The following is a 20957-nucleotide window of genomic DNA, read 5'->3' as shown; positions in this document are numbered from 1 at the left end:
CGCAGCTCCCTGGGCCTGATCGGTCAACGCACAATGCCGCGCTTGGTGGCGGCGATGAAATCTGCGAACGCGGTCAGCACTTCACGCGTCGGTGCATCGTCAGCCTGGGCAACCTGCGCGGCAATCTCGGCCTTGGCCTGATCGAAGCTCAGGTCGCTCTTGTAGAGTAACTTGTACGCTTGGCGTAGGCCGGTGATCTGCTCGGCCGTGAAACCGCGTCGGCGCAGACCTTCGACGTTGATACCGTGCGGTGCGGCCTTGTTGCCACCCTTGTCGCTTGCGGCAATCACGAACGGCGGCACGTCCTGCACCAGCGCCGAGGCACCGCCCAGCATCGCATGCGCACCGATGCGCACGAACTGGTGCACGCCCGACATACCGCCCAGGATGGCCCAGTCGCCCACTTCCACGTGGCCTGCAATCTGCGCGTTGCTCGAAAACACGGTGTGGTTGCCCACGCGGCAGTCGTGCGCGATGTGCACGTAGGCCATGATCCAGTTGTCGTCGCCAATGGACGTGATACCGGCATCCTGCGAAGTGCCGGTGTGGATCGTGGTGAACTCGCGGATGGTGTTGCGATCGCCAACGATGAGCTGCGTCGGCTCATCACGGTACTTCATGTCCTGCGGGCGGCCGCCCACCGACGCGAAGTGGCCGATGCTGTTATCGCGACCGAGCGTCGTGTAGCCCTCGACCACCGTGTGATGACCGACGCGTGTGCCCGCGCCCATGCGCACATTCGGGCCAACAACGGTAAAGGCACCGATCTCGACGCTCGAGTCCAGCTCGGCTTTCGGATCAATCAGCGCGGTCGGATGGATCTTGCTCGTGCTCATGCGGCTCCCTTCGGTTCATCCTTGATGATCGCGCACATGATTTCTGCTTCGGCGGCAATCTCGTTATCCACCATGCCGAACACCTTGAACTTCCAGAAGCCGCGCTTGCCACGCAGCAGTTCTGCGTGCAGGCAGAGTTGATCGCCAGGCACGACCTGCCGCTTGAAACGGGCGCCATCAATGGCCGTGAACAGATAGAGATCGTTCTCGTTGCGTTGGTGACCAGGCTCACCGAAGGTCAACAGCGCGGCAGTCTGCGCCAGCGCTTCGAGAATCAGCACACCCGGCATGACCGGGTGCCCCGGGAAGTGGCCGTTGAAGAACGGCTCGTTAAACGTGACGTTCTTGATGGCCTTAATGCGCTTGCCCGATTCGAACTCGACCACGCGATCGACCAACAGCATCGGGTAGCGATGCGGCAGCAGGTCGAGGATCTTCTTGATGTTGAAATCGCTGACGAGGCTGGTCGTCGCGTTGGTCGTATTCGATGCTTCGGTCATGATTCTTTGCGCAGGTCTTTGACCCGCTGTTCCAGTTGTTGCAACCGTTCGCGCATGCGCGTCAGGCCTCGAACGATGGCCGCGTTACGCTCCCAATCGCCATGCGGCATGAACGGGAAGACGCTGGTGAAATGGCCACCAGGTTTGGTGATGGATTTGGTGATGGACGTACCGCCCGAGACGGTCACGCGGTCCGCAATCGTCAGGTGGCCAGCAAAGTTCGCCGCGCCACCGATGATGCAGTAGCGTCCGATCTTCGTGCTGCCCGAGATGGCCGCGCAGCCTGCAATGACGGTGTAGGCACCCACGTGCACGTTGTGTGCAATCTGCACCTGGTTGTCGATCTTGCATCCCTGCTCGACCACCGTGTCGGCCATGGCGCCGCGGTCGATGGCGGTATTCGCGCCGATCTCCACATCGTCGCCAATCACCGCGCGGCCGGTCTGCGGAATCTTCACCCACTCGCCGCCTTGCGGGCCAAAGTCCGGCGCAAAGCCGAAACCGTCTGCACCGATCACCACGCCGCTGTGCAAGATGCAACGCGCACCCACCACACAGCCGTGGTAAATCGAGACGTTTGCGTAGAGGAGCGTGTCGTCGCCGATGCGCGCGTCTGCGCCAACAAAGCCGTTACCAGCAATACGTACGCGCTCACCGAGCACAGCGCCAGCCTCGATGGTCACGTTCGGGCCGATCGAGCATGATGCTGGCACCACGGCCCCCTCGCCCACGCTCGCACTCGGATGGACACCCGGCACCACCGGTCGCGCAGTCAGCGCGACAAAGCGCTGTGCAACGCGGGCAAACGCAGCATATGGATTGGCCGCCACCAGCCAGTTTCGGCCGTCTGCATGACCTTGGGCGGCGAGCGTTTCCAGATCGCGGGGCGATACGATGATCGCTCCCGCATTGGAGTCGACAGCCTGATTGAGGTACAGCGGATTGGAAAGAAAGGCGAGCTGATCGGCGCCGGCCTGATCCAGTGGCGCGATCGACTTGACGATCAGGCCTGCGTCACCCTGGACGGTCGCGCCGAGCGACGCGGCAAGTTCACCAAGCGAAAACGACATGGGAACAACCTCATTTCGCCGATTGCGAAGCCGCGTTCAGCGCCTTGAGCACATCGTCGGTGATGTCGATGCGCGGATTCACGTACACCGCTTCCTGCACGATCAGATCGTACTTGCGCTGCTCGGCGATCGAACGGATCACGCGGTTGGCGCGCTCAAGCACCTGGGCCAGCTCTTCGTTGCGACGCTGGTTTAGGTCTTCACGGAACTCGCGTTGCTTGCGCTGGAAATCGCGGTCCAGATCGGACAGCTCGCGCTGACGACGCGTTCGGTCAGCATCGGCCAGCACGGCCGAGTCCTTGTCCAGCTTGTCGGACATGGCCTTGAGTTTGGCGGCCGTGTCCTGCAGATCGCGGTCGCGCTTGGCAAACTCAGCTTCCAGCTTGGACTGCGCTGCCTTTGCCGGCTGCGAGTCGCGCAGGATGCGCTCGGAATTGACGGCGGCGATACGTGCTTCCTGCGCAGCGGCCGGCAGTGCAAAGCTGGCGGCGGCGAGCGCAGCAAAAGCAACCGACACGCCCAAGCGGGACAATGTTACGCGTGTGGATTTCATGATGAATGCAGTCATTAGAATGCCGTCCCGATCTGGAACTGGAAGCGTTGAGTCTGGTCTTCGGCCTTCCGCTTGATCGGGAAGCCCATGCTGATCTTCAGCGGACCAATCGGCGACAGCCACGACAGGCCGAAACCGGTCGAGTAGCGCATGTCGCTAAGCTTGTACGGCTGGGCGGCTTCCGCGAACACGTTACCGTAGTCGAAGAAGGTGAACAGGCGGACGGTACGGTCCACACCCGAGCCCGGCAGCGGGAAGATGAATTCGACGTTACCGACAATCTTGCTCGCGCCACCAATGGCAATGCCGTTGGCGTCGCGCGGGCCCAGCGTGCTGGTTTCATAGCCGCGCACCGAGCCGATACCACCCGCGTAGTAGTTCTTGAAGATCGGGAAGTCCTTGCCGCCGTAGCCTCGGCCATAGCCGAACTCGTTGTTGAAGGCCAGCGTAAACGACTTCGAGACCGGATAGAACCACTGGTGCTGATAGTACGCGCGGTAGTACGTGACACCACCCGGAACACCAATTTCCAGATTGGCCTGCTGATAGCGGCCGCGGGTCGGAACCAGGGCGCTGTCACGCTGATCCTTCGACCAACCGATCGTGAACGGGAAGTTGTTGGTGATACGACCGTTCTTGGTCACCCAGTTCTGATAGGCCAGCGGCGTATTGGCCGACACGTCGATGCTGGTGCGCTCGTAGCCGATGCCGAAGAACACGGTATCGGTTTCCGAGAACGGCACACCAAACTTCATGTTGCCGCCCTCCTGCACGATCTTGTACGTCGAGTCGCCGGTGTAGTACAGCGGCTGATACGTACGGTAGTACAGCTCGGTCGAACGGCTGATGCCGTCGGTCGTGAAGTACGGATCGAACTGCGTCACTGCAATGGTGCGGTTTGCCTTGGAGGTGTTCACGTCCAGGCCCAGGCTGGTACCGGAACCAAACACGTTGTCCTGGCGGATACCGGCTGAGAGCACCACCTTGTCCGTCGACGAGAAGCCCACACCCAGGTTGATCTGGCCAGTCGGCTTTTCCGTCACGTTGACGTTGACGTCCACCTGGTCAGACGTACCCGGCACGTCTTCGGTGGTGATGTTCGCGTCGGTGAAATAGCCCGTGCGGTTGATGCGATTCTGCGAAAGCTGCAGCTTCTCACCGTCAAACCACGAGGCTTCCATCTGGCGCATTTCTCGGCGCACCACTTCATCACGCGTCTTGCTGTTGCCAAGCACGTTGACGCGGCGCACGTAAACACGGCGGCCCGGATCAACCACCAGTGTGAGCGCAACCGTGCGGTCCTTCTGGTTGATCTGCGGCTGCGGGTTGATCGTAGCGAAAGCGTAGCCGTACGTGCCGAGCAGATCGGTGATCGACTTGGTCGTGGCCGACAGCTTGGCCGAGGAGAACACATCGCCCTGCTTGAGCTTGATGAGCTTCTCCATCTCGGCTTGCTTGGAGAGCAGCTCACCGGTCAGCTTGATGTCCGACACCTTGTACTGCTCACCCTCGTGGATGTTCAGCGTCAGGTAGATGTCCTTCTTGTCCGGCGTAATGGAAACCTGGGTCGACTCGATCGCGAATTCCAGGTAACCGCGGTCCAGGTAGAACGAGCGCAGCGCTTCCAGATCGGCGGTCAGCTTTTGCTTGGAATACAGATCGTTCTTCGTGTACCACGACAACCAGTTGGGCGTGGATAACTGCATCTCGTCGCGCAAGTCGCCTTCCTTGAAGGCCTTGTTGCCGACGATATTGATCTGGCGAATCTTGGCCGTCGGACCTTCGTCCACCGTGAAGGTAATCGACACACGGTTGGCATCGACCGGCGTGACGGTGGTCGACACGTCGGCGGCGTAGTAGCCGCGCGAAACGTATTGGCGCTTGATTTCCTGCTCAGCGCGATCGATCAGCGACTTGTCGTAGTAGCGCGCTTCGGCCACGCCCACGCCACGCAGTGTGCGGCGCAGTGCGTCCTTGTCGAACTCCTTGAAGCCGATGAACTCGAGCTGCGAGATGGCCGGGCGCTCTTCCACGCGCACCACCAGCACGTTGCCTTCGGCGCGGATCTGTACGTCCTTGAAGAAGCCGGTGTTGTAGAGCGCGCGGATCGATTCGGCGCCCTTCTCGTCGGTGAAGGTCTCACCTACCTTCACGGGCAGATAGCCGAACACGGTACCCGGTTCGACGCGCTGTACCCCCTCCACGCGAATGTCCTTCACGACGAACGGCTCCACTGCATGAGCCTGACCGGCAGTCACGGTCAGAACGGAAGCCGCCAGCACGCTGAGCGGGAAGCGATGTTGTCTGATCAATCTAATCCCCTAAATTGGATCCGGTTGGAATCCACTTCCGAGTGTTTTCAAAATCTTGGGTTGCCCGCTCACGCTTGGGGCAACGATGCGGCTTACCGACAAAAAAACGCGGTTTAGCCTCGAGTCAGAAACAGCCGACTCAAATCGTTGTACAAGGCGAGCGAAGTGAGAAGCAGAATGCAGGCGACGCCGATCTTTTGGAGTACTGCTTGCCAGGATTCCGGCACGGGTCGGCCTGTCAAAAATTCCACGCAATAATACAGCAAATGCCCCCCATCCAATACCGGAACAGGCAACAAGTTCAGGACACCGAGGCTGACGCTGATCAACGCGAGAAAACCTACAAACGTCTGCCAGCCAAGGCTTGCCGCCTTACCGGCAAAGTCCGCCACCGTGATCGGGCCACTCAGGTTCTGCAGCGAAGCCTGCCCCACGATCATCTTGCCAAGCACCTGCAGCGACAGCACCGAGGTCTGCCAGACCTGGCGCAATCCGTGCACCAATGCGGCGCCCGGCGCGTCACGCATCAACGCCGTCTCCACTTTCTGGTTGAGTTGCGCGCCGAGCTTGCCGATCTTCGCCCCATTTAGGCTCTTCGGATCGATATCGGCATCGGGGCGCACCGGCAGCGTCATTGGCTCACCGTTACGCAGAATGTCGATCGAGGCGTTCTGCTCGGGCATGGCGCGAATCTGGCGGATCAGATCCATCGCTTGGTCTGCAGGCTGACCAGCGAAGCGGACGATCTGGTCGCCAGCACGCAACCCGGCACGGGCAGCAGCACTGTTCGGCAGAACACCGACGATGGTGACCGGACCGCCCTGCAGCCGCAAACCAATCTGGTCGATCACGTCGGCCTGGGGCGTACGTGCGGGGCTCGGCAAGCCCTGCAGGCGAACCGTGCGTTCCGAGCCATCGGTACCACGCACCTGCACGAGTGCGTCATGCCCGCCGATGCCGGCCGAATACAGGCGCATGCGCACATCGCTCCAGCTACGCACAGGGCTCGGGGCTTCAACGTCGGTGCCGACGGCAATCACCTGATCTTTCGCGCGCAGATCAGCCTGCGCGGCAATGCTGCCCGGCGGCGGCGCACCGAGAATGGGCAGCGGCTCGACGGCCCCAACCCACGCCAGCACTGCATACAGAGCGATCGCCAGCAGGAAGTTGGCGACGGGGCCTGCGGCCACGATGGCGAAACGCTTATAGACAGGCTGGTGGTCGAAGGTGCGCGGCAGCTCTTCGGGCAGGATAGGCGGATCTTTCTCAGGGTCTCTCGCGCCTTCGCCCAGCATCTTGACGTAACCGCCAAGCGGGATGGCGCAGAGGGTCCATTCGGTGCGGTCCGGGCCGCGGCCGACATGACGGAACAGCACCTTGCCGAAGCCGACCGAAAACCGCAGCACTTTCACGCCGCACAAGCGCGCGACGCTGTAGTGGCCCAGCTCATGAATGACGATCAGTACCGCGATCGCAAAAACAAACGCTAAAACGGTCTGCAAGAACCTTCTCCGGAAGCACTGATGGGCGCGCACGGGCGCAACCCGCGCGAGCCTACTATGTTACCCGCTCGCGCTGACGGAGCACTTGTCACGCAGCCGGCAGATGCGCGCACGCCGTCGCAATGTAGCGCTCTGCCTCGCCACGCGCGTACGCATCGGCAGCAAACACGGTGTCGAGCGAGTCCGCCGGTACGATGGAAGCACGCGCCAGCGTGTCGCCCACCACGGCAGCAATATCGGTAAAACGGATGCGGCGCTGCAAAAATGCATCGACCGCCACCTCGTTGGCCGCATTCAGCACAGCAGGTGCCGTGCCACCGGCGCGTAGCGCATCAAATGCGAGTGCGAGGCACGGGAAGCGGCGCAGGTCCGGCGCCTCGAAAGTCAGCGTACCGGTGGCGGCCAAGTCCAGCAGCGGCACACCGGCCTCAATCCGCTCCGGGTACGCGAGCCCGTATGCAATCGGCGTACGCATGTCGGGGTTACCGAGCTGCGCCAGCACCGAGCCATCGTCGTAGCCGACCATTGAATGGATCACGCTCTGCGGATGGATCAGCACCTCAAGGCGCTCGACCGGCACGCCAAACAGCCAGTACGCCTCGATCACCTCCAGCCCCTTGTTCATCATGGTGGCGGAGTCGACCGAGATCTTGCGTCCCATGACCCAGTTGGGGTGAGCGCAAGCCTGGTCGGGCGTAACGTCAGCAAGGGTGTCGACGGCGCGCGTGCGGAATGGGCCGCCCGAGGCGGTCAGGACGATACGCGACACGCCTCGGCCAAACGTGGGGGCCTGCTGCGGCAGACACTGAAAAATGGCGTTGTGCTCGCTATCGATCGGCAGCACGGTAGCGCCATGCTGGCGCACGGCGTCCATAAAGAGCGCGCCGGACATCACCAGCGCTTCTTTGTTCGCCAGCAACACGCGCTTGCCTGCACGCACGGCGGCCAACGTCGGACGCAAGCCTGCGGCACCAACAATGGCAGCCATGACAGCATCGCAATCAGGATGCGCGGCAGCCTCTTCCAATGCCTCAGTGCCAAAACGGATATCGATGCCGGCCGCATCAGCGCCAAGCTGCTCGCGTAGCGCTTGAGCCGCTGCCGCCGAGCCAAGCACAGCCATCTGCGGACGAAACTCGCGGCATAACTTGGCGAGCTTGTCGGCCTGTGCATTGGCGGTGAGTGCGAACACGCGGTACTTGTCGGGGTGACTGCGCACCACGTCGAGCGTGCTGTCACCAATGGAGCCGGTTGCGCCAAGAACGGTCAAACGCATCATGTTCGGAAGACGCCTCAGGAGATCAGCAACGCGGCCAGCGGGAACACCGGCAACAGCGCGTCGATACGGTCGAGCACGCCGCCATGGCCAGGCAGCAGCCGGCTGCTGTCCTTCATGCCGACCTGGCGCTTGAGCAGGGACTCAAACAAATCGCCGCCAATGCTTGCAGCCACCAGCACGATCGTCAGCGCCAGAGCGACGATTGCACCGTTCTGGTCGAACTGGCGCGAGAACCACGTCGGCGCAAACCAATGCGTAACGCCCGCCACTGTCGCGATGATTGCCACGAGCACGGCCCCACCAATCGCGCCTTCCCAGGACTTGCCAGGACTGATGGTCGGCGCTAGCTTGCGCCGGCCAACGGCCTTGCCAACGAAATAGGCGCCTACATCGGCCGCCCATACGAGCACCGCGACGGAGAGCAGGAAAGCAATTCCCTGTGCACGCAGTGCGATGGCTGCATGCACGAACGCCGGCAAGATCACCAAGCCCAGCAGGGTGAAGATGGCCTGGCGCGTACCACGCAGTTCACGCACGCCGCCAGCCAGCAGGCCCCAGGCGACCATCCACGCGATAACCGCGCCATGGAACAGCGGCCGCACATTGCCACGCACAGGGATGTCGTGCCAGGCGATTGTCAGCACAACCACGACCACCGCATACAGCATTGGCCCCCACCAGCCCGGCAAACGCACGAGCCGCCCCCACTCCCAGGCCGCCAACACGGCAAACACTGTCACCAGCCCGGCAAGGCCGGCTGGCGGTGCGAAGAACAGAATGGGCAGGATGACAATCAGCAGGCAGACGGCGGTAATGACGCGAGTCAGCAGCATGTGTCAGGCTCCGGCAGATAGCGCGGGGGGAACACCGGGCTCAAGCTGCGCACTGGTGCGGCCAAAGCGACGCTCGCGATTGCGATACCAGGCGAAGGCACGATCCAGTTCTGCGGCATCGAAATCGGGCCAGTAGCGATCAGTGAAATACAGCTCCGAATACGCAAGCTGCCAGAGCAGGAAGTTGCTGATGCGTTGCTCGCCGCCGGTGCGGATAAACAGGTCTGGCTCGGGCGCATAGGCCAGCGCCATGTACGGCGCCAGAACGTCTTCCGTGATGGCCTCGGGCGCGATGCCCGGCTGCGCCGCCATCAATGCCCGCATGGCCTGGAGGATGTCCCACCGGCCGCCGTAGTTGGCGAGGATGGTGACCGTCAGGCCTGGATTGGCAGCCGTCTTGGCCTCCGCCTCGCGGATCAGCAATTGAATGCGCGGGCTGAACGCCGACAGATCACCCACCACGCGCAAGCGGATGCCATTCGCATGCAGCTTGCTCACCTCGCGGCGCAGCGCTGTCATGAACAGCTTCATCAGGAAGGTGACTTCTTCAGCCGGGCGGCGCCAGTTCTCGGAACTGAAGGCGAACAGTGTCAGATAACCGACACCTCGGCGCGCCGCAGCTTCAACCGTTGCGCGCACGGCATCGAGGCCACGGCTGTGCCCCGCCACGCGCGGCAAATGGCGCTCGGTGGCCCAACGGCCGTTGCCATCCATGATAACGGCAACGTGGCGCGGGGTATCAGCGGTGTCCGGCACCGCCTGTGTGGAACTAATATGCATGAATCGGGCTTCCCGCAACCGGCACTCAACGCGCCGGCCGTGGGAGACGGCCTTACACCGTCATGATTTCCTTGTCTTTCTCGGCAACCAGCTTGTCGATCTCGGCGACGAACTTGTCGGTCAGTTTCTGCACGTCGTCGCCACCGCGACGCTCGTCGTCTTCCGAGATGGCCTTGTCCTTGACCAGCTTCTTGAGCTGTTCGTTCGCATCGCGGCGCAGGTTGCGCACGGCGACCTTGGCGTCTTCGCCTTCGCCCTTGACGACCTTGGTCAGTTCCTTGCGGCGCTCTTCGGTCAACGCGGGCGTCGGGACGCGGATGATGTCCCCCATGGTGGCGGGGTTCAGGCCCAGATCCGCCTCACGGATGGCCTTCTCGACGGCTTGCACCATCTTCTTTTCCCACGGTTGCACGCCGATCGTGCGCGCGTCCACCAGCGTCACGTTGGCGACCTGGCTGATCGGCACCATCGAGCCGTAGTAGTCGACTTGCACGTGATCGAGCAGACCGGTGTGGGCACGGCCAGTACGGATCTTGGCCAGATCCGTCCTGAGAGCCTCGATCGACTTCTGCATCTTCTGCTCGGCATTCTTCTTAACATCGGCGACGCTCATACTTCCTCCGAACGATAACGGCGGCCTGCCGGACATGCGCCCCGGAATTCGACACAGGGCACCGGCAAGACCAAAAAGACAATAGGCGATTTTACATGGAAGCCGCTCGCCAACGCCATTTACACGGGGTCAGCGAGCGGTAAAAAAGGCGCTGACAAGGCAGCTAGGCTACCTGCCTCAGACGTGCACCAGCGTGCCTTCGTCTTCACCCAGAATCACACGCTTGAGCGCGCCCGGCTTCTGGATCGAGAACACCTTGATCGGCAGCTTCTGGTCGCGGCACAGCGCAAAAGCGGTTGCATCCATCACCTGCAGGTTGCGCGAGATGGCCTCGTCGAACGTGATGGTGGTGTAGCGGGTGGCGCTCGGATCCTTCTTCGGGTCAGCGGTGTAAACGCCATCAACCTTGGTGGCCTTGAGAACGATCTCGGCACCGATTTCCGAGCCGCGCAGCGCCGCTGCAGTGTCGGTGGTGAAGAACGGGTTGCCCGTGCCGGCCGCGAAGATCACGATCTTGCCCTCTTCCAGCTGGCGAATCGCACGGGGGCGGATGTACGGCTCAACCACCTGGTCTAGGCGCAGCGCAGATTGCACGCGGCCTTCGAGGTTGGCGTGGCGCATGGCATCCTGCAGGGCCAGTGCGTTCATCATCGTGGCGAGCATGCCCATGTAATCGGCCGTGGCGCGATCCATGCCGGCCGCACCGCCCGCGACACCGCGGAAGATGTTGCCGCCGCCGATCACCACCGCCACCTGCACGCCCAGCTTCACGATTTCGGCGATGTCGTTGACCATCCCCTCGATGGTGCTGCGGTTGATGCCGAAGGCATCATCGCCCATCAGGGCTTCGCCGGAAAGTTTGAGTAGAACGCGCTTGTAGGCAGGCATGGAGATCCTCTTGACGATTCCTGGTACGGGAGACAGGAAAGGGGGAATGACAGCTGCGACAGACGAAGCGGGGCTTCGCTCATCTCGCAACCTTCTTGCGCGGAAGCCGTCTGGGCTCAGTTCAGCCAAACGATGCCCGCGCAAGCAGGCTGCACCTACAAACAGGGCACCTTGCGGTGCCCTGTTTGCTCGGCATTATACGATCGCGCCGATGGAGAAAAGTTGCCCTGCCGGCCTGCACCGGCGGGCGAATCCCCGCTCCATCGGAAGCAATCGACGCAGCATTACGCCTGTTGCTTTGCAGCAGCCACCTGGGCAGCCACTTCAGCAGCGAAGTCGTCTTGCTTCTTCTCGATGCCCTCGCCCACCACGTACAGCGTGAAAGCCTTCACGGTCGTGTTGGCAGCCTTGAGCATCTGCTCAACGGTCTGCTTGTCGTTCTTCACGAACGGCTGGTTCAGCAGCGAAACTTCCTTCAGGTACTTCTGCACGCTGCCTTCCACCATCTTGGCAACGATTTCGGCCGGCTTGCCCGATTCAGCAGCCTTCTGCTCAGCAACGCTGCGCTCCTTCGCGACCAGATCAGCCGGCACGTCATCAGCCGACAGCGACACCGGCTTCATGGCTGCAACTTGCATTGCCGCATCCTTGGCTGCCTCTTCGCTACCCTCGAACGCCACCATCACACCGATACGGGCGCCGTGCAGGTACGACGTCAGCGTGCTGCCTTCGTAGCGCTTGAAGCGGCGGATCGTCATGTTCTCGCCGATCTTGCCGATCAGGCCCACGCGCACGTCTTCAACCGTGGGGCCGAAGCCGTCTTGCGACAGCGGCAGTGCGCCGATAGCGGCGACGTCAGCCGGGTTGCTCTTGGCGATCAGTGCTGCCACCGAGTTGGCGAAGGCCAGGAACGAATCGTTCTTCGAGACGAAGTCGGTTTCGCAGTTGATCTCGACCAGCGCGCCGGTGGTGCCGTCCACGGCAGCCGCCACAACGCCTTCAGCGGTGATGCGCGAGGCAGCCTTGCCGGCCTTGTTGCCCAGCTTCACGCGCAGGATTTCTTCAGCCTTTTCCAGGTTGCCTTCGGCTTCCGTCAGGGCCTTCTTGCATTCCATCATCGGCGCGTCGGTCTTCGCGCGCAGTTCTGCCACCATGCTTGCGGTAATTGCCGCCATTTCATGCTCCTTGTTTCAGATCGTCGTCCGGTCGCGCGCTGAAACGGTCTTTGCGTTTTCGCTTCGCGCCGGCCTGTCGTCCGGTTTCCATCCGGCCGCCCCACGAGATACGACGCGCGTGGGACATCCGCATGACAAATTAAAAAAAAGGGGCGTTTGTTACGCGCCCCTGTTTGGCCTTCACCTTTGATGCAGCGCGTTTGCAGTGCATCATCGATATGGCCTGACGCGCTTCCCGCTCGGCAATGCGGCGGGCGCGCGCCTTCTTGTGATTTAGCCTTCTTGGACTTCGACGAAGTCGTCGCCACCACGAGCGGCTTCCACGACTTCCTGGACCGCGTTGGCACGGCCTTCCAGGATCGCGTCGGCCACGCCGCGCACGTACAGTGCAACAGCCTTGCTCGAGTCGTCGTTACCCGGGATGACGTAGTCGATGCCTTCCGGCGAGTGGTTCGTGTCAACCACGCCGATCACCGGAATGCCCAGCTTGGCAGCTTCGGTCACGGCAATCTTGTGGTAACCAACGTCCACCACGAAGATGGCGTCCGGAATGCCGCCCATGTCCTTGATACCGCCGATGGACTTGGTCAGCTTGTCCATTTCGCGCTCGAACATCAGCGCTTCCTTCTTGCTCATGGTGTCGGTCGCGCCAGCTTCCTTGGCGGCTTCCATGTCCTTGAGGCGCTTGATCGAGGTCTTGACCGTCTTGAAGTTGGTCAGCATACCGCCGAGCCAGCGGCTGTCGACGAACGGCATGCCTGCACGAGCGGCTTCCTCAGCCAAGATCTCGCGCGACTGACGCTTCGTGCCGACGAACATGATGGTGCCCCGGTTGGCTGCCAGTTGGCGCACGTACTTGAGTGCGTCCAGGTACATCGGCAGCGTCTTTTCCAGGTTGATGATGTGAATCTTGTTGCGATGGCCGAAAATGAAGGGGGCCATCTTCGGGTTCCAGAAGCGGGTTTGGTGGCCAAAGTGGACACCGGCTTCCAGCATTTCGCGCATGGTTACGGACATGAAATTCTCCAGTCGGGTTAGGTCTAAAGCCGCCTCAGACATCCCTCGCATGCGATACGACGGACACCCGCGGTGAAGCGGCTCGCGATTTCAAGCAACACCAGCCACATGGCCGACAATCTGCTCAGCCAGCGATTATAGCCCCAAAAACCCAAGCAACTCAAGACCTTCCGAGCATTGCCGCAGGACGGACCGAGACCAGCGCCGGATGCCCAAAAACCCCGTCCGGGCCGCTTTGGTGCGATAATTCATGCTTTAGATACAACGTGGCGCCTTGCGCGCCCACGTGCAGAAAAAGTCACAGCATGGCCGTTACCATTCACACCGCCGAAGACATTGCGCACATGCGCGTGGCCTGCCGGCTTGCGTCCGAAGTCTTGGATTACATCACCCCGTTCGTCAAACCGGGGGTGACCACGGGCAAGCTGAACGAGTTGTGCCATGCCTACATGCGTGACGTGCAAGGCACCGTGCCGGCGCCCCTCAACTATGCGCCGCCCGGCTACCCCCCCTTCCCCGCCTCGATCTGCACATCGGTCAACGACGTGATCTGCCACGGTATTCCGACCGACAAGGTGCTCAAGAACGGTGACATCGTCAACCTGGACATCACCGTCATCACCAAGGAAGGCTATTACGGCGACACCAGCCGCACCTTCATCGTCGGTGAGGGCTCGATCCTGGCCAAGCGTCTGACGCAGGTGACGTTCGAGTGCATGTGGAAGGGCATTGCCGCCGTGCGCCCGGGTGCGCGCCTGGGCGACATTGGCCACGTGATCCAGCAGCACGCCGAAGCCGCCGGCTACAGCGTGGTGCGTGAATATTGCGGCCACGGCATCGGCAAGGTGTTCCATGCGGACCCGCAGATCCTGCACTACGGCCGTCCGGGCACTGGCATGGAACTGAAGGCCGGCATGATCTTCACGATCGAACCCATGATCAACGCGGGCAAGCGCGACATCCGTACGATGCCCGACCAGTGGACCGTCAAGACGCGTGACCGCAGTCTGTCGGCCCAATGGGAGCACACCCTGCTGGTGACGGAAACCGGCTATGAAGTGCTGACCGTATCGGCACTGACGCCTCCGCCACCGGATTTCGTGCACGAAGGTACGCCGGCTACGGCCTGATTGAACCAAACGGTGCGCCCACCCACGAGCGCACCGCAGCGGCCGGCTCAGCGTCGGCCCGACTCTTGCAGCGACCGGACATTTCCTCCGGTCGTTGTTTCATTCACGCTCCATTCATGCATACCGCCGCTGCCGTCAACCCCGAGATTTCACCGCGCGACACCCTGAAGGCCGAACGTACGCACTTGTTTGCGCAGTTCGACCAGCACGCCAACGTGCACCAACTTGTGACCAAGTTGGCCCGCGCGGTGGACCACGCTTTAGTGCAGCTCTGGCAGGACGAACAGATGCCTGCCGATTGCGCGCTGATTGCGGTGGGCGGTTACGGGCGCGGCGAGCTGTTCCCGCACTCCGACGTCGACATTCTCCTGCTGCTGCCGCATGCCGCAGACCAGGCACCCGACGCGTCTCTCCAGGCACACCTGGAGGCATTTATTGGCCGCTGCTGGGACATGGGACTAGATATCGGCTCATCGGTGCGCACTGTGGACGAATGCATCCACGAAGCCACACAGGATGTGACGGTGCAAACGTCGCTGCTGGAAGCGCGCCTGCTGACGGGCGACGAGGGCCTGTACCGCACGTTCGAGACACACTACCAAGGCCACCTGGATGCCACCGACTTCTTCCAGTCCAAGCTGCTGGAAATGCGTCAGCGGCACGCCAAGTACCAGGACACCCCCTACTCGCTCGAGCCCAACTGCAAGGAAAGCCCCGGCGGCCTGCGTGATCTGCAGGTGATCCTGTGGATGACGCGGGCAGCGGGCTTCGGGTCGAGCTGGAACGAGCTGCTTGCCAACGGGCTGCTTTCGCGCCGTGAAGCGCAGGAACTGGCAAGTAACGAGCGCCTGCTCAAGACCATCCGTGCGCGCCTGCACATGCTGGCAGGACGCCGCCAGGACGTGCTCGTCTTCGATCTGCAAACACAGCTGGCCGAGGCCTTCGGCTACCGCTCGACCACCGCCAAGCGCGCCAGCGAGCAGATCATGCGCCGCTACTACTGGGCAGCCAAGGCGGTCACGCAGCTCAACACGGTGGTGCTGCAGAACATCGAGGCACGCCTGTTCCCGACCGAGCTTGGCATCACGCGCAAGATCAACGAGCGCTTTGTCGAGCGCCAGGGGATGCTGGAAATTGCCGACCCCGACCTGTATCAGCGCGAGCCGACGGCCATCCTGGAGACCTTCCTGCTGTACGAGCAGGTCCGCGGCATCAAGGGGCTGTCTGCCAATACCCTGCGCGCGCTCTACAACGCCCGCACGCTGATGGATGTGAAGTGGCGCAAGGACCCGGCCAACCGCGCACTGTTCCTGGAGATCCTGCAGCAACCGCAGGGCATTACCCACGCATTGCGCCTGATGAACCAGACGAGCGTGCTGGGGCGGTACCTGCTCAACTTCCGGCGCATCGTCGGGCAGATGCAGCATGACCTGTTCCACGTCTACACGGTGGATCAGCACATCCTGATGGTGGTGCGCAACATCCGCCGCTTCGCCATCGTCGAGCACACGCACGAGTTCCCGTTCTGCAGCCAGTTGATGGCGAACTTCGACAAGCCGTGGGTGCTGACCATCGCTGCGCTGTTTCACGACATCGCCAAGGGACGCGGCGGCGACCATTCCGTGCTCGGCATGACCGATGCGCGGCGCTTCTGCAAGGACCATGGCCTCGCCAAGGAAGATTCCGATCTGATCGTCTGGCTGGTCGAGCATCACCTAACGATGAGCCAGGTGGCACAGAAACAGGACGTGGGCGACCCCGATGTCATTCGCCGTTTTGCCGATCTGGTCGGCAATGAGCGACGTCTGACTGCGCTGTATCTGCTGACGGTGGCCGATATTCGCGGCACCAGCCCGAAGGTGTGGAATGCGTGGAAGGGCAAGCTGCTTGAAGACCTGTATCGCATGACGCTGCGTGCGCTGGGCGGTGCAACCACCGACCCGCACGCCGTACTGGAAGGCCGCAAGGAACGCGCGCGCGCCCTCCTGCGCCTGGCCACGGTGGAAGACACCGCGTACGACGCCCTGTGGAAACAGCTCGACGTGGGCGTGTTCCTGCGCCATGGCGCAAGCGACATCGCCTGGTTCACGCGGCATTTCCATCACCGGATTGACACCACCATCCCGATCGTGCGGGCCCGCATCTCACCGGTGGGCGAAGGGTTGCAGGTGGCGGTGTACTCGCCCGACCGCCCCGACCTGTTCGCACGCATCTGCGGCTACTTCGAGCGCAAGAGCCTGACGATTCTCGATGCCAAGATCCACACCACCAAGCACGGCTACGCGCTCGACACCTTCCAGGTGGCCGACACGGGCACCGGCCTGGTGGAGCCCGGCCACTACCGCGACATCATCACGCTGGTCGAACACGAGCTGGCTGAGCAGATTTCGCGCGAAACCGCCCTGCCCGAACCGCCACGCGGACGTATCTCGCGCCAGTCCCGCAGCTTCCCGATCAAGCCGCGCGTCGATCTGCGCCCGGATGAGCGTGGGCAGTACTACCTGCTGTCCATCTCGGCCACAGACCGCACCGGCCTGCTGTATGCGATTGCCCGCGTGCTCGCCCACCATCGCGTATCGGTGCACACCGCGCGCATCAACACGCTGGGCGAACGCGTGGAAGACATTTTCCTGGTCGACGGCGCACGCCTGGCCCAGGACACCAAACTGCAGCTCGCGCTGGAAAGCGAGCTGCTTGATGCGCTCGTCATCTGAGCGCCAGCCTTACCGGTCTTGATTCATGACTACCGATTCTGACGATTTCCCGGGCGACGACGACAAGCGCCGCAGCGACCCGACCCAACGCGCCACCCGCCCGGGCAAGCGCACCACGCTCGGCGTGCGCCGCGACGATGAAGGCAACGCGGTACGCGCCACCGGCAAGCCGCTGCGTGCGTCCGACCTGAACCGCGACCGCCTGCCGCTGCGCCCGTCGCAACGTCGCCCCGAGCCGGCCGAGGGTGAGCGCAAACCGCGCCCACCGCGCCGCGACGGCAACAACGACAGCGGCCAACCGCCGCGTCGCGCGCAAAGCGATCGCCCGCCGCGCCGGTTTGATGATGAGCGTCCGCCGCGCCGGTTCAGCGACGATCAACGTCCGCCGCGGCGCCCCGATGACGGGCGGCCACCGCGTCGTTTCGAAGATCGCCCACCGCGCCGGTTTGATGATGAACGCCCGCCGCGCAGGTTCAGCGACGATCAACGTCCGCCACGTCGCTCCGATGACGAGCGTCCGCCGCGTCGCTTCGAAGATCGCCCGCCGCGCAGGTTTGATGACGAACGCCCGCCGCGCAGGTTCAACGACGATCAACGTCCGCCACGTCGCTCTGACGACGAGCGTCCGCCGCGTCGTTTCGAAGATCGCCCGCCACGCCGGTTTGACGATGAACGCCCACCGCGCAGGTTCAACGACGACCAACGTCCGCCCCGTCGGTTTGATGACGAGCGCCCGCCGCGTCGTTTCGAAGATCGCCCACCGCGCCGTTTTGACGATGAACGTCCGCCCCGCCGGTTCAGCGACGATCAACGTCCGCCCCCTCGCCCTGACGACGAGCGCCCGCCGCGTCGCTTCGAAGGCCGTCCGCCACGACGCTTCGATGACGAGCGCCCGCGCCGTTATGGCGACGATCAACGCGCGCAGCGCCGTGATGGCGACCAGCGTCCTCCGCGACGCTTTGACGATGAGCGCCCGCCGCGTCGATTCGATGACGAGCAACGGCCACCGCGTCACTATGGCGACGACCGCCCCCCGCGCCGTTTCGACAACGATCGTCCGCCACGTCGCTTTGAAGATCGTCCGCAACGTGCGGAACGTGAAGAGCGCGCCCCCCGCCGCACCGAGCAAGAGGCACCGCGTCAAGCCCCGCAAGCCGACGAGAGCGGGCTGGTCCGCCTGTCCAAGCGCATGTCCGAGCTGGGGCTGTGCTCGCGCCGCGAGGCCGATGAGTGGATTCCGCGCGGCTGGGTGCTAGTGGACGGCGAGCCCGTCACCGAGTTGGGTTCGCGTGTGAAGCCGGATGCGATTATCGAAATCCATCAGTCGGCTCGCTCCGAGCAAGGCGAACGTGTGACCGTGCTGCTGCACAAGCCGGTCGGTTATGTGTCTGGCCAGGCGGAAGACGGCTATCAGCCGGCTGCCGCGCTGTTCGTGCCGGAAAACCAGTGGGAAGAAGACCCCACACGCAAGCGCTTCGCACCGTGGCAACGCAAGGCGCTGGCTCCGGCCGGCCGCCTCGATATCGACTCCACGGGCCTGCTCGTGCTGACGCAGGACGGCCGCGTGGCGCGCCACCTGATCGGCGAGGATTCAACGGTCGAGAAGGAGTACCTGGTGCGCGTGGTGTGGAATTCACCGGAAGGTCCGGTGGAGCACGACATCTCCAAGGTCTTCCCGGAAGAGTTGCTGGAAAAGCTGCGCTTTGGCCTGTGGCTCGATGACGAAGAGCTCAAGCCCGCAAAGGTGAGCTGGCAGAACGAAGAGCAGTTGCGCTTCGTGCTGCGCGAGGGCAAGAAGCGTCAGATCCGCCGCATGTGCGAACAGGTGGGCCTGGAGGTGGTTGGCCTCAAGCGCATCCGCATGGGCCGCATCGTGCTGGGCGACCTGCCGGTCGGCCAGTGGCGCTTCCTGGGGCCGTTCGAGAAGTTCTAAGGCACGCGCTGCCCCAAATAAAAAACCGGTCAACGCACAATGCGCTGACCGGTTTTTTTATGGCCGCTGCAGCTAGATCAACGCTGCGGCGCCTGACAGGCTGCACCGGTGGTGTTGGCCGATGCCGGCGTGCCGAACACGGCCTGCGCACCGCAACGCGAGCCGAACATCTTCGCCTGATCATGCCCCACGCCGATCACCTCGTGCGACTGGTGATTGATGCGCTTGCGCGGGCCGGCCAGGTGACGCTCGTAGCGCCAGTAGTTGCGGGCGCGGTCCAGTCGCGTCGGGCCTTCGGCTTCGGCACCGCAGGTCTTGTCGAGCACGCGGTGGTTCGGGTCGTTGTCGCTCGTGCCAACCAGATACGTCACGTGGCGCTGTGCATAGCGGCTGAACAACACCTTGCCACTCTTGCCGGCCGCATACGGAACCATGTCGACCATGCCGTACTTGTAGTGATCGTAGTCTGGGCAGGTGCGGGTGCTGTAGCGGGCGAAGCCCTTGCCCTGCGGCCGGTCCGGCGTGAAGTACAGATACGACGACGGATTGGCGATGACGTAGCTCAGGTCGATGCCCCGCTTGCGGATGCCCTCGTCCACGTTGTTAAGCACGGCGTAGCGCTGCACGATCTGGCCGCCGCCCGAGTGGCCAGCCACCGTCACGCGTTTGACGTTGGGGGCGCGCGCCGGGTCGGTCACGTAGCTGATCAGGTCGTCCAGCACCTTTAGCGAGCTCAGCTCGGTGTACGGCGCATTGGTCGCATTGAAACCGCCGATCCAGCCGTCCACCGACCACACCGGCATACCGTCGAAGCCCTTGCCCGCATCCGGCTCACCGGGAAAATTCGGGGCAATCAGCAGGACTTCATCGGGATTGCGGCCGCTCGCCGCGAGCAGATCAACACCAGCTTTGTAGTAGTCGTTGCCGTTGCGCTGCAGACCGTGCTGCACGAGCACGACTTCGCGGATGCCGCTCAGGTCGCCATTGAGCGGATGGTTGGCGTAGACCGGGAAGTCGTAGGCAGCGGCATCGCTGCCCAGATGCACGCGTTGCCAGACCGGGCCCTGAGGCTTCTCAGCAACCGGTGCGGCGGCCGTGTCCGTCGCCTGCGGACCGGCGCACGCCGCCAATCCAAGCAAGGCCACCGCGGCCATCCCAAGCGCCAGCCGGCGCCACCCCTTCAAACCATCACGCTTCATATCATCTCCGTCGTGGATGAAAAATGCACCCACCCGCCCCCACGGACGGGTGCGGCGCTCCCACAGTCACGATCCGCCGTCGGCTCAGTCGTCGTGATTTGCAGGCAGTTCTGGAAACAGGATTTCGGTAAAGCCGAAGCGGGTAAAGTCTTTCACGCGCATGGGGTACAGCACGCCCTGGAGGTGGTCGCATTCGTGTTGCACGACGCGCGCGTGGAAGCCCTCGGCAATGCGGTCGATGGTGTGGCCGTGCTGGTCAAAGCCGGTATAGCGCAACCGCGTGTAGCGTGGCACCACACCGCGCAGGCCTGGCACCGACAGACAGCCCTCCCAGCCTTCTTCCGTCTCGTCGGTCAGCGGCTCGATGGTCGGGTTGATGAGCACCGTCTTGGGCACCGCTGGCGCATCCGGATAGCGCTCGTTGCGATCGAATCCGAAGATGACGACCTGCAGGTCCACGCCGATCTGCGGCGCCGCCAGGCCGGCTCCCCGCGCGGCGTCCATCGTGTCGAACATGTCTTCAATCAGCGCGGTCAGCTCGGGCGTACTAAAGCGTTCGACCCGTTTTGCTACGCGCAGCAGGCGGCTGTCGCCCATTTTGAGGATGTTTCGGATCATGCCGA

At 62.9% G+C, this 20957-nt stretch carries 18 protein-coding genes; 3 read left to right on the top strand and 15 right to left on the bottom strand.

The features are described from left to right. Nucleotides 1-23: 23 nt before the first annotated feature. The 13 genes from lpxA to rpsB all read right to left on the bottom strand — a co-directional run bounded on the left by lpxA (nt 24) and on the right by rpsB (nt 13358). Entirely contained in the window at nt 24-836 is an 813-nt protein-coding gene (lpxA, locus tag C404_RS39995; RefSeq protein WP_021194387.1) for an acyl-ACP--UDP-N-acetylglucosamine O-acyltransferase, read from the bottom strand. Continuing rightward, nucleotides 833-1336 (bottom strand): 3-hydroxyacyl-ACP dehydratase FabZ, encoded by a 504-nt coding sequence (gene fabZ, locus C404_RS39990; RefSeq protein WP_021194386.1) that lies wholly within the window; start codon nt 1334-1336, stop codon nt 833-835. Before fabZ ends, lpxA begins: the two co-directional genes overlap by 4 nt. Continuing rightward, nucleotides 1333-2406 carry a UDP-3-O-(3-hydroxymyristoyl)glucosamine N-acyltransferase gene (gene lpxD / locus C404_RS39985; protein ID WP_021194385.1) on the bottom strand — a complete coding sequence of 358 codons (1074 nt, stop codon included), beginning with the start codon at nt 2404-2406 and terminating at the stop codon, nt 1333-1335. The genes fabZ and lpxD overlap by 4 nt, the downstream gene beginning before the upstream one ends. Before the next feature lie 10 nt (nt 2407-2416). Then, complete coding sequence (locus C404_RS39980) at nt 2417-2974, bottom strand: OmpH family outer membrane protein (protein WP_031329221.1); 558 nt, start codon at nt 2972-2974, stop codon at nt 2417-2419. Then, nucleotides 2974-5271 (bottom strand): outer membrane protein assembly factor BamA, encoded by a 2298-nt coding sequence (gene bamA / locus C404_RS39975; RefSeq protein ID WP_031329220.1) that lies wholly within the window; start codon nt 5269-5271, stop codon nt 2974-2976. Before bamA ends, C404_RS39980 begins: the two co-directional genes overlap by 1 nt. Nucleotides 5272-5384: 113 nt before the next feature. Next, entirely contained in the window at nt 5385-6773 is a 1389-nt protein-coding gene (gene rseP / locus C404_RS39970) for an RIP metalloprotease RseP (RefSeq protein ID WP_021194382.1), read from the bottom strand. A gap of 88 nt (nt 6774-6861) precedes the next feature. After that, on the bottom strand, nt 6862-8052 hold the full coding sequence (gene ispC, locus C404_RS39965; protein ID WP_021194381.1) for a 1-deoxy-D-xylulose-5-phosphate reductoisomerase: 1191 nt from the start codon (nt 8050-8052) through the stop codon (nt 6862-6864). Between the two features lie 14 nt (nt 8053-8066). Then, the gene (locus C404_RS39960) at nt 8067-8885 is read right to left on the bottom strand and encodes a phosphatidate cytidylyltransferase (protein ID WP_021194380.1); all 819 of its coding nucleotides are present in this window, start codon (nt 8883-8885) and stop codon (nt 8067-8069) included. 3 nt (nt 8886-8888) lie between these two features. Further along, nucleotides 8889-9665 (bottom strand): polyprenyl diphosphate synthase, encoded by a 777-nt coding sequence (uppS, locus tag C404_RS39955; RefSeq protein WP_021194379.1) that lies wholly within the window; start codon nt 9663-9665, stop codon nt 8889-8891. A gap of 52 nt (nt 9666-9717) precedes the next feature. Beyond that, nucleotides 9718-10278, bottom strand: coding sequence for a ribosome recycling factor (frr, locus tag C404_RS39950; RefSeq protein WP_021194378.1), 561 nt, complete (start codon nt 10276-10278; stop codon nt 9718-9720). A gap of 177 nt (nt 10279-10455) precedes the next feature. Beyond that, nucleotides 10456-11166, bottom strand: a complete 711-nt coding sequence (pyrH, locus tag C404_RS39945) for a UMP kinase (protein ID WP_009238238.1) — start codon at nt 11164-11166, stop codon at nt 10456-10458. Nucleotides 11167-11450: 284 nt separating this feature from the next. Further along, a complete protein-coding gene (tsf, locus tag C404_RS39940; RefSeq protein WP_021194377.1) occupies nt 11451-12341 on the bottom strand; it encodes a translation elongation factor Ts in 891 nt (296 codons plus the stop codon). 273 nt (nt 12342-12614) lie between these two features. Next, complete coding sequence (rpsB, locus tag C404_RS39935) at nt 12615-13358, bottom strand: 30S ribosomal protein S2 (RefSeq protein ID WP_021194376.1); 744 nt, start codon at nt 13356-13358, stop codon at nt 12615-12617. 305 nt (nt 13359-13663) lie between these two features. On the opposite strand from rpsB, the gene map reads away from it, so the two are divergent. From map to C404_RS39920, 3 genes are all read left to right on the top strand, one after another. Beyond that, a complete protein-coding gene (map, locus tag C404_RS39930; RefSeq protein WP_021194375.1) occupies nt 13664-14488 on the top strand; it encodes a type I methionyl aminopeptidase in 825 nt (274 codons plus the stop codon). Between the two features lie 116 nt (nt 14489-14604). After that, entirely contained in the window at nt 14605-17202 is a 2598-nt protein-coding gene (locus C404_RS39925) for a [protein-PII] uridylyltransferase (protein ID WP_021194374.1), read from the top strand. 25 nt (nt 17203-17227) lie between these two features. Beyond that, nucleotides 17228-19135: a pseudouridine synthase gene (locus tag C404_RS39920; protein WP_021194373.1), complete on the top strand. Its 1908-nt coding sequence runs from the start codon at nt 17228-17230 to the stop codon at nt 19133-19135. 77 nt (nt 19136-19212) lie between these two features. Here the strand turns inward: C404_RS39920 and C404_RS39915 are convergent, their stop codons facing one another. Beyond that, on the bottom strand, nt 19213-20334 hold the full coding sequence (locus C404_RS39915; protein WP_021194372.1) for a hypothetical protein: 1122 nt from the start codon (nt 20332-20334) through the stop codon (nt 19213-19215). A gap of 84 nt (nt 20335-20418) precedes the next feature. Then, the gene (def, locus tag C404_RS39910; protein ID WP_021194371.1) at nt 20419-20952 is read right to left on the bottom strand and encodes a peptide deformylase; all 534 of its coding nucleotides are present in this window, start codon (nt 20950-20952) and stop codon (nt 20419-20421) included. Nucleotides 20953-20957: the final 5 nt, after the last annotated feature.

Origin of the sequence: Ralstonia sp. AU12-08, assembly GCF_000442475.1 — a bacterium.
In the GTDB taxonomy this organism is placed as follows: Bacteria; Pseudomonadota; Gammaproteobacteria; order Burkholderiales; family Burkholderiaceae; genus Ralstonia; species Ralstonia insidiosa.
This window is presented reverse-complemented; position numbering and strand designations above follow the sequence as displayed.

Bases quoted from the DNA above. Each gene is read 5' to 3' on its own strand.
- lpxA (WP_021194387.1), bottom strand. From the start codon at position 836: ATGAGCACGAGCAAGATCCATCCGACCGCGCTGATTGATCCGAAAGCC.
- fabZ (WP_021194386.1), bottom strand. From the start codon at position 1,336: ATGACCGAAGCATCGAATACGACCAACGCGACGACCAGCCTCGTCAGC.
- lpxD (WP_021194385.1), bottom strand. From the start codon at position 2,406: ATGTCGTTTTCGCTTGGTGAACTTGCCGCGTCGCTCGGCGCGACCGTC.
- C404_RS39980 (WP_031329221.1), bottom strand. From the start codon at position 2,974: ATGACTGCATTCATCATGAAATCCACACGCGTAACATTGTCCCGCTTG.
- ispC (WP_021194381.1), bottom strand. From the start codon at position 8,052: ATGATGCGTTTGACCGTTCTTGGCGCAACCGGCTCCATTGGTGACAGC.
- C404_RS39960 (WP_021194380.1), bottom strand. From the start codon at position 8,885: ATGCTGCTGACTCGCGTCATTACCGCCGTCTGCCTGCTGATTGTCATC.
- uppS (WP_021194379.1), bottom strand. From the start codon at position 9,665: ATGCATATTAGTTCCACACAGGCGGTGCCGGACACCGCTGATACCCCG.
- frr (WP_021194378.1), bottom strand. From the start codon at position 10,278: ATGAGCGTCGCCGATGTTAAGAAGAATGCCGAGCAGAAGATGCAGAAG.
- pyrH (WP_009238238.1), bottom strand. From the start codon at position 11,166: ATGCCTGCCTACAAGCGCGTTCTACTCAAACTTTCCGGCGAAGCCCTG.
- tsf (WP_021194377.1), bottom strand. From the start codon at position 12,341: ATGGCGGCAATTACCGCAAGCATGGTGGCAGAACTGCGCGCGAAGACC.
- rpsB (WP_021194376.1), bottom strand. From the start codon at position 13,358: ATGTCCGTAACCATGCGCGAAATGCTGGAAGCCGGTGTCCACTTTGGC.
- map (WP_021194375.1), top strand. From the start codon at position 13,664: ATGGCCGTTACCATTCACACCGCCGAAGACATTGCGCACATGCGCGTG.
- C404_RS39925 (WP_021194374.1), top strand. From the start codon at position 14,605: ATGCATACCGCCGCTGCCGTCAACCCCGAGATTTCACCGCGCGACACC.
- C404_RS39920 (WP_021194373.1), top strand. From the start codon at position 17,228: ATGACTACCGATTCTGACGATTTCCCGGGCGACGACGACAAGCGCCGC.
- C404_RS39915 (WP_021194372.1), bottom strand. From the start codon at position 20,334: ATGAAGCGTGATGGTTTGAAGGGGTGGCGCCGGCTGGCGCTTGGGATG.
- def (WP_021194371.1), bottom strand. From the start codon at position 20,952: ATGATCCGAAACATCCTCAAAATGGGCGACAGCCGCCTGCTGCGCGTA.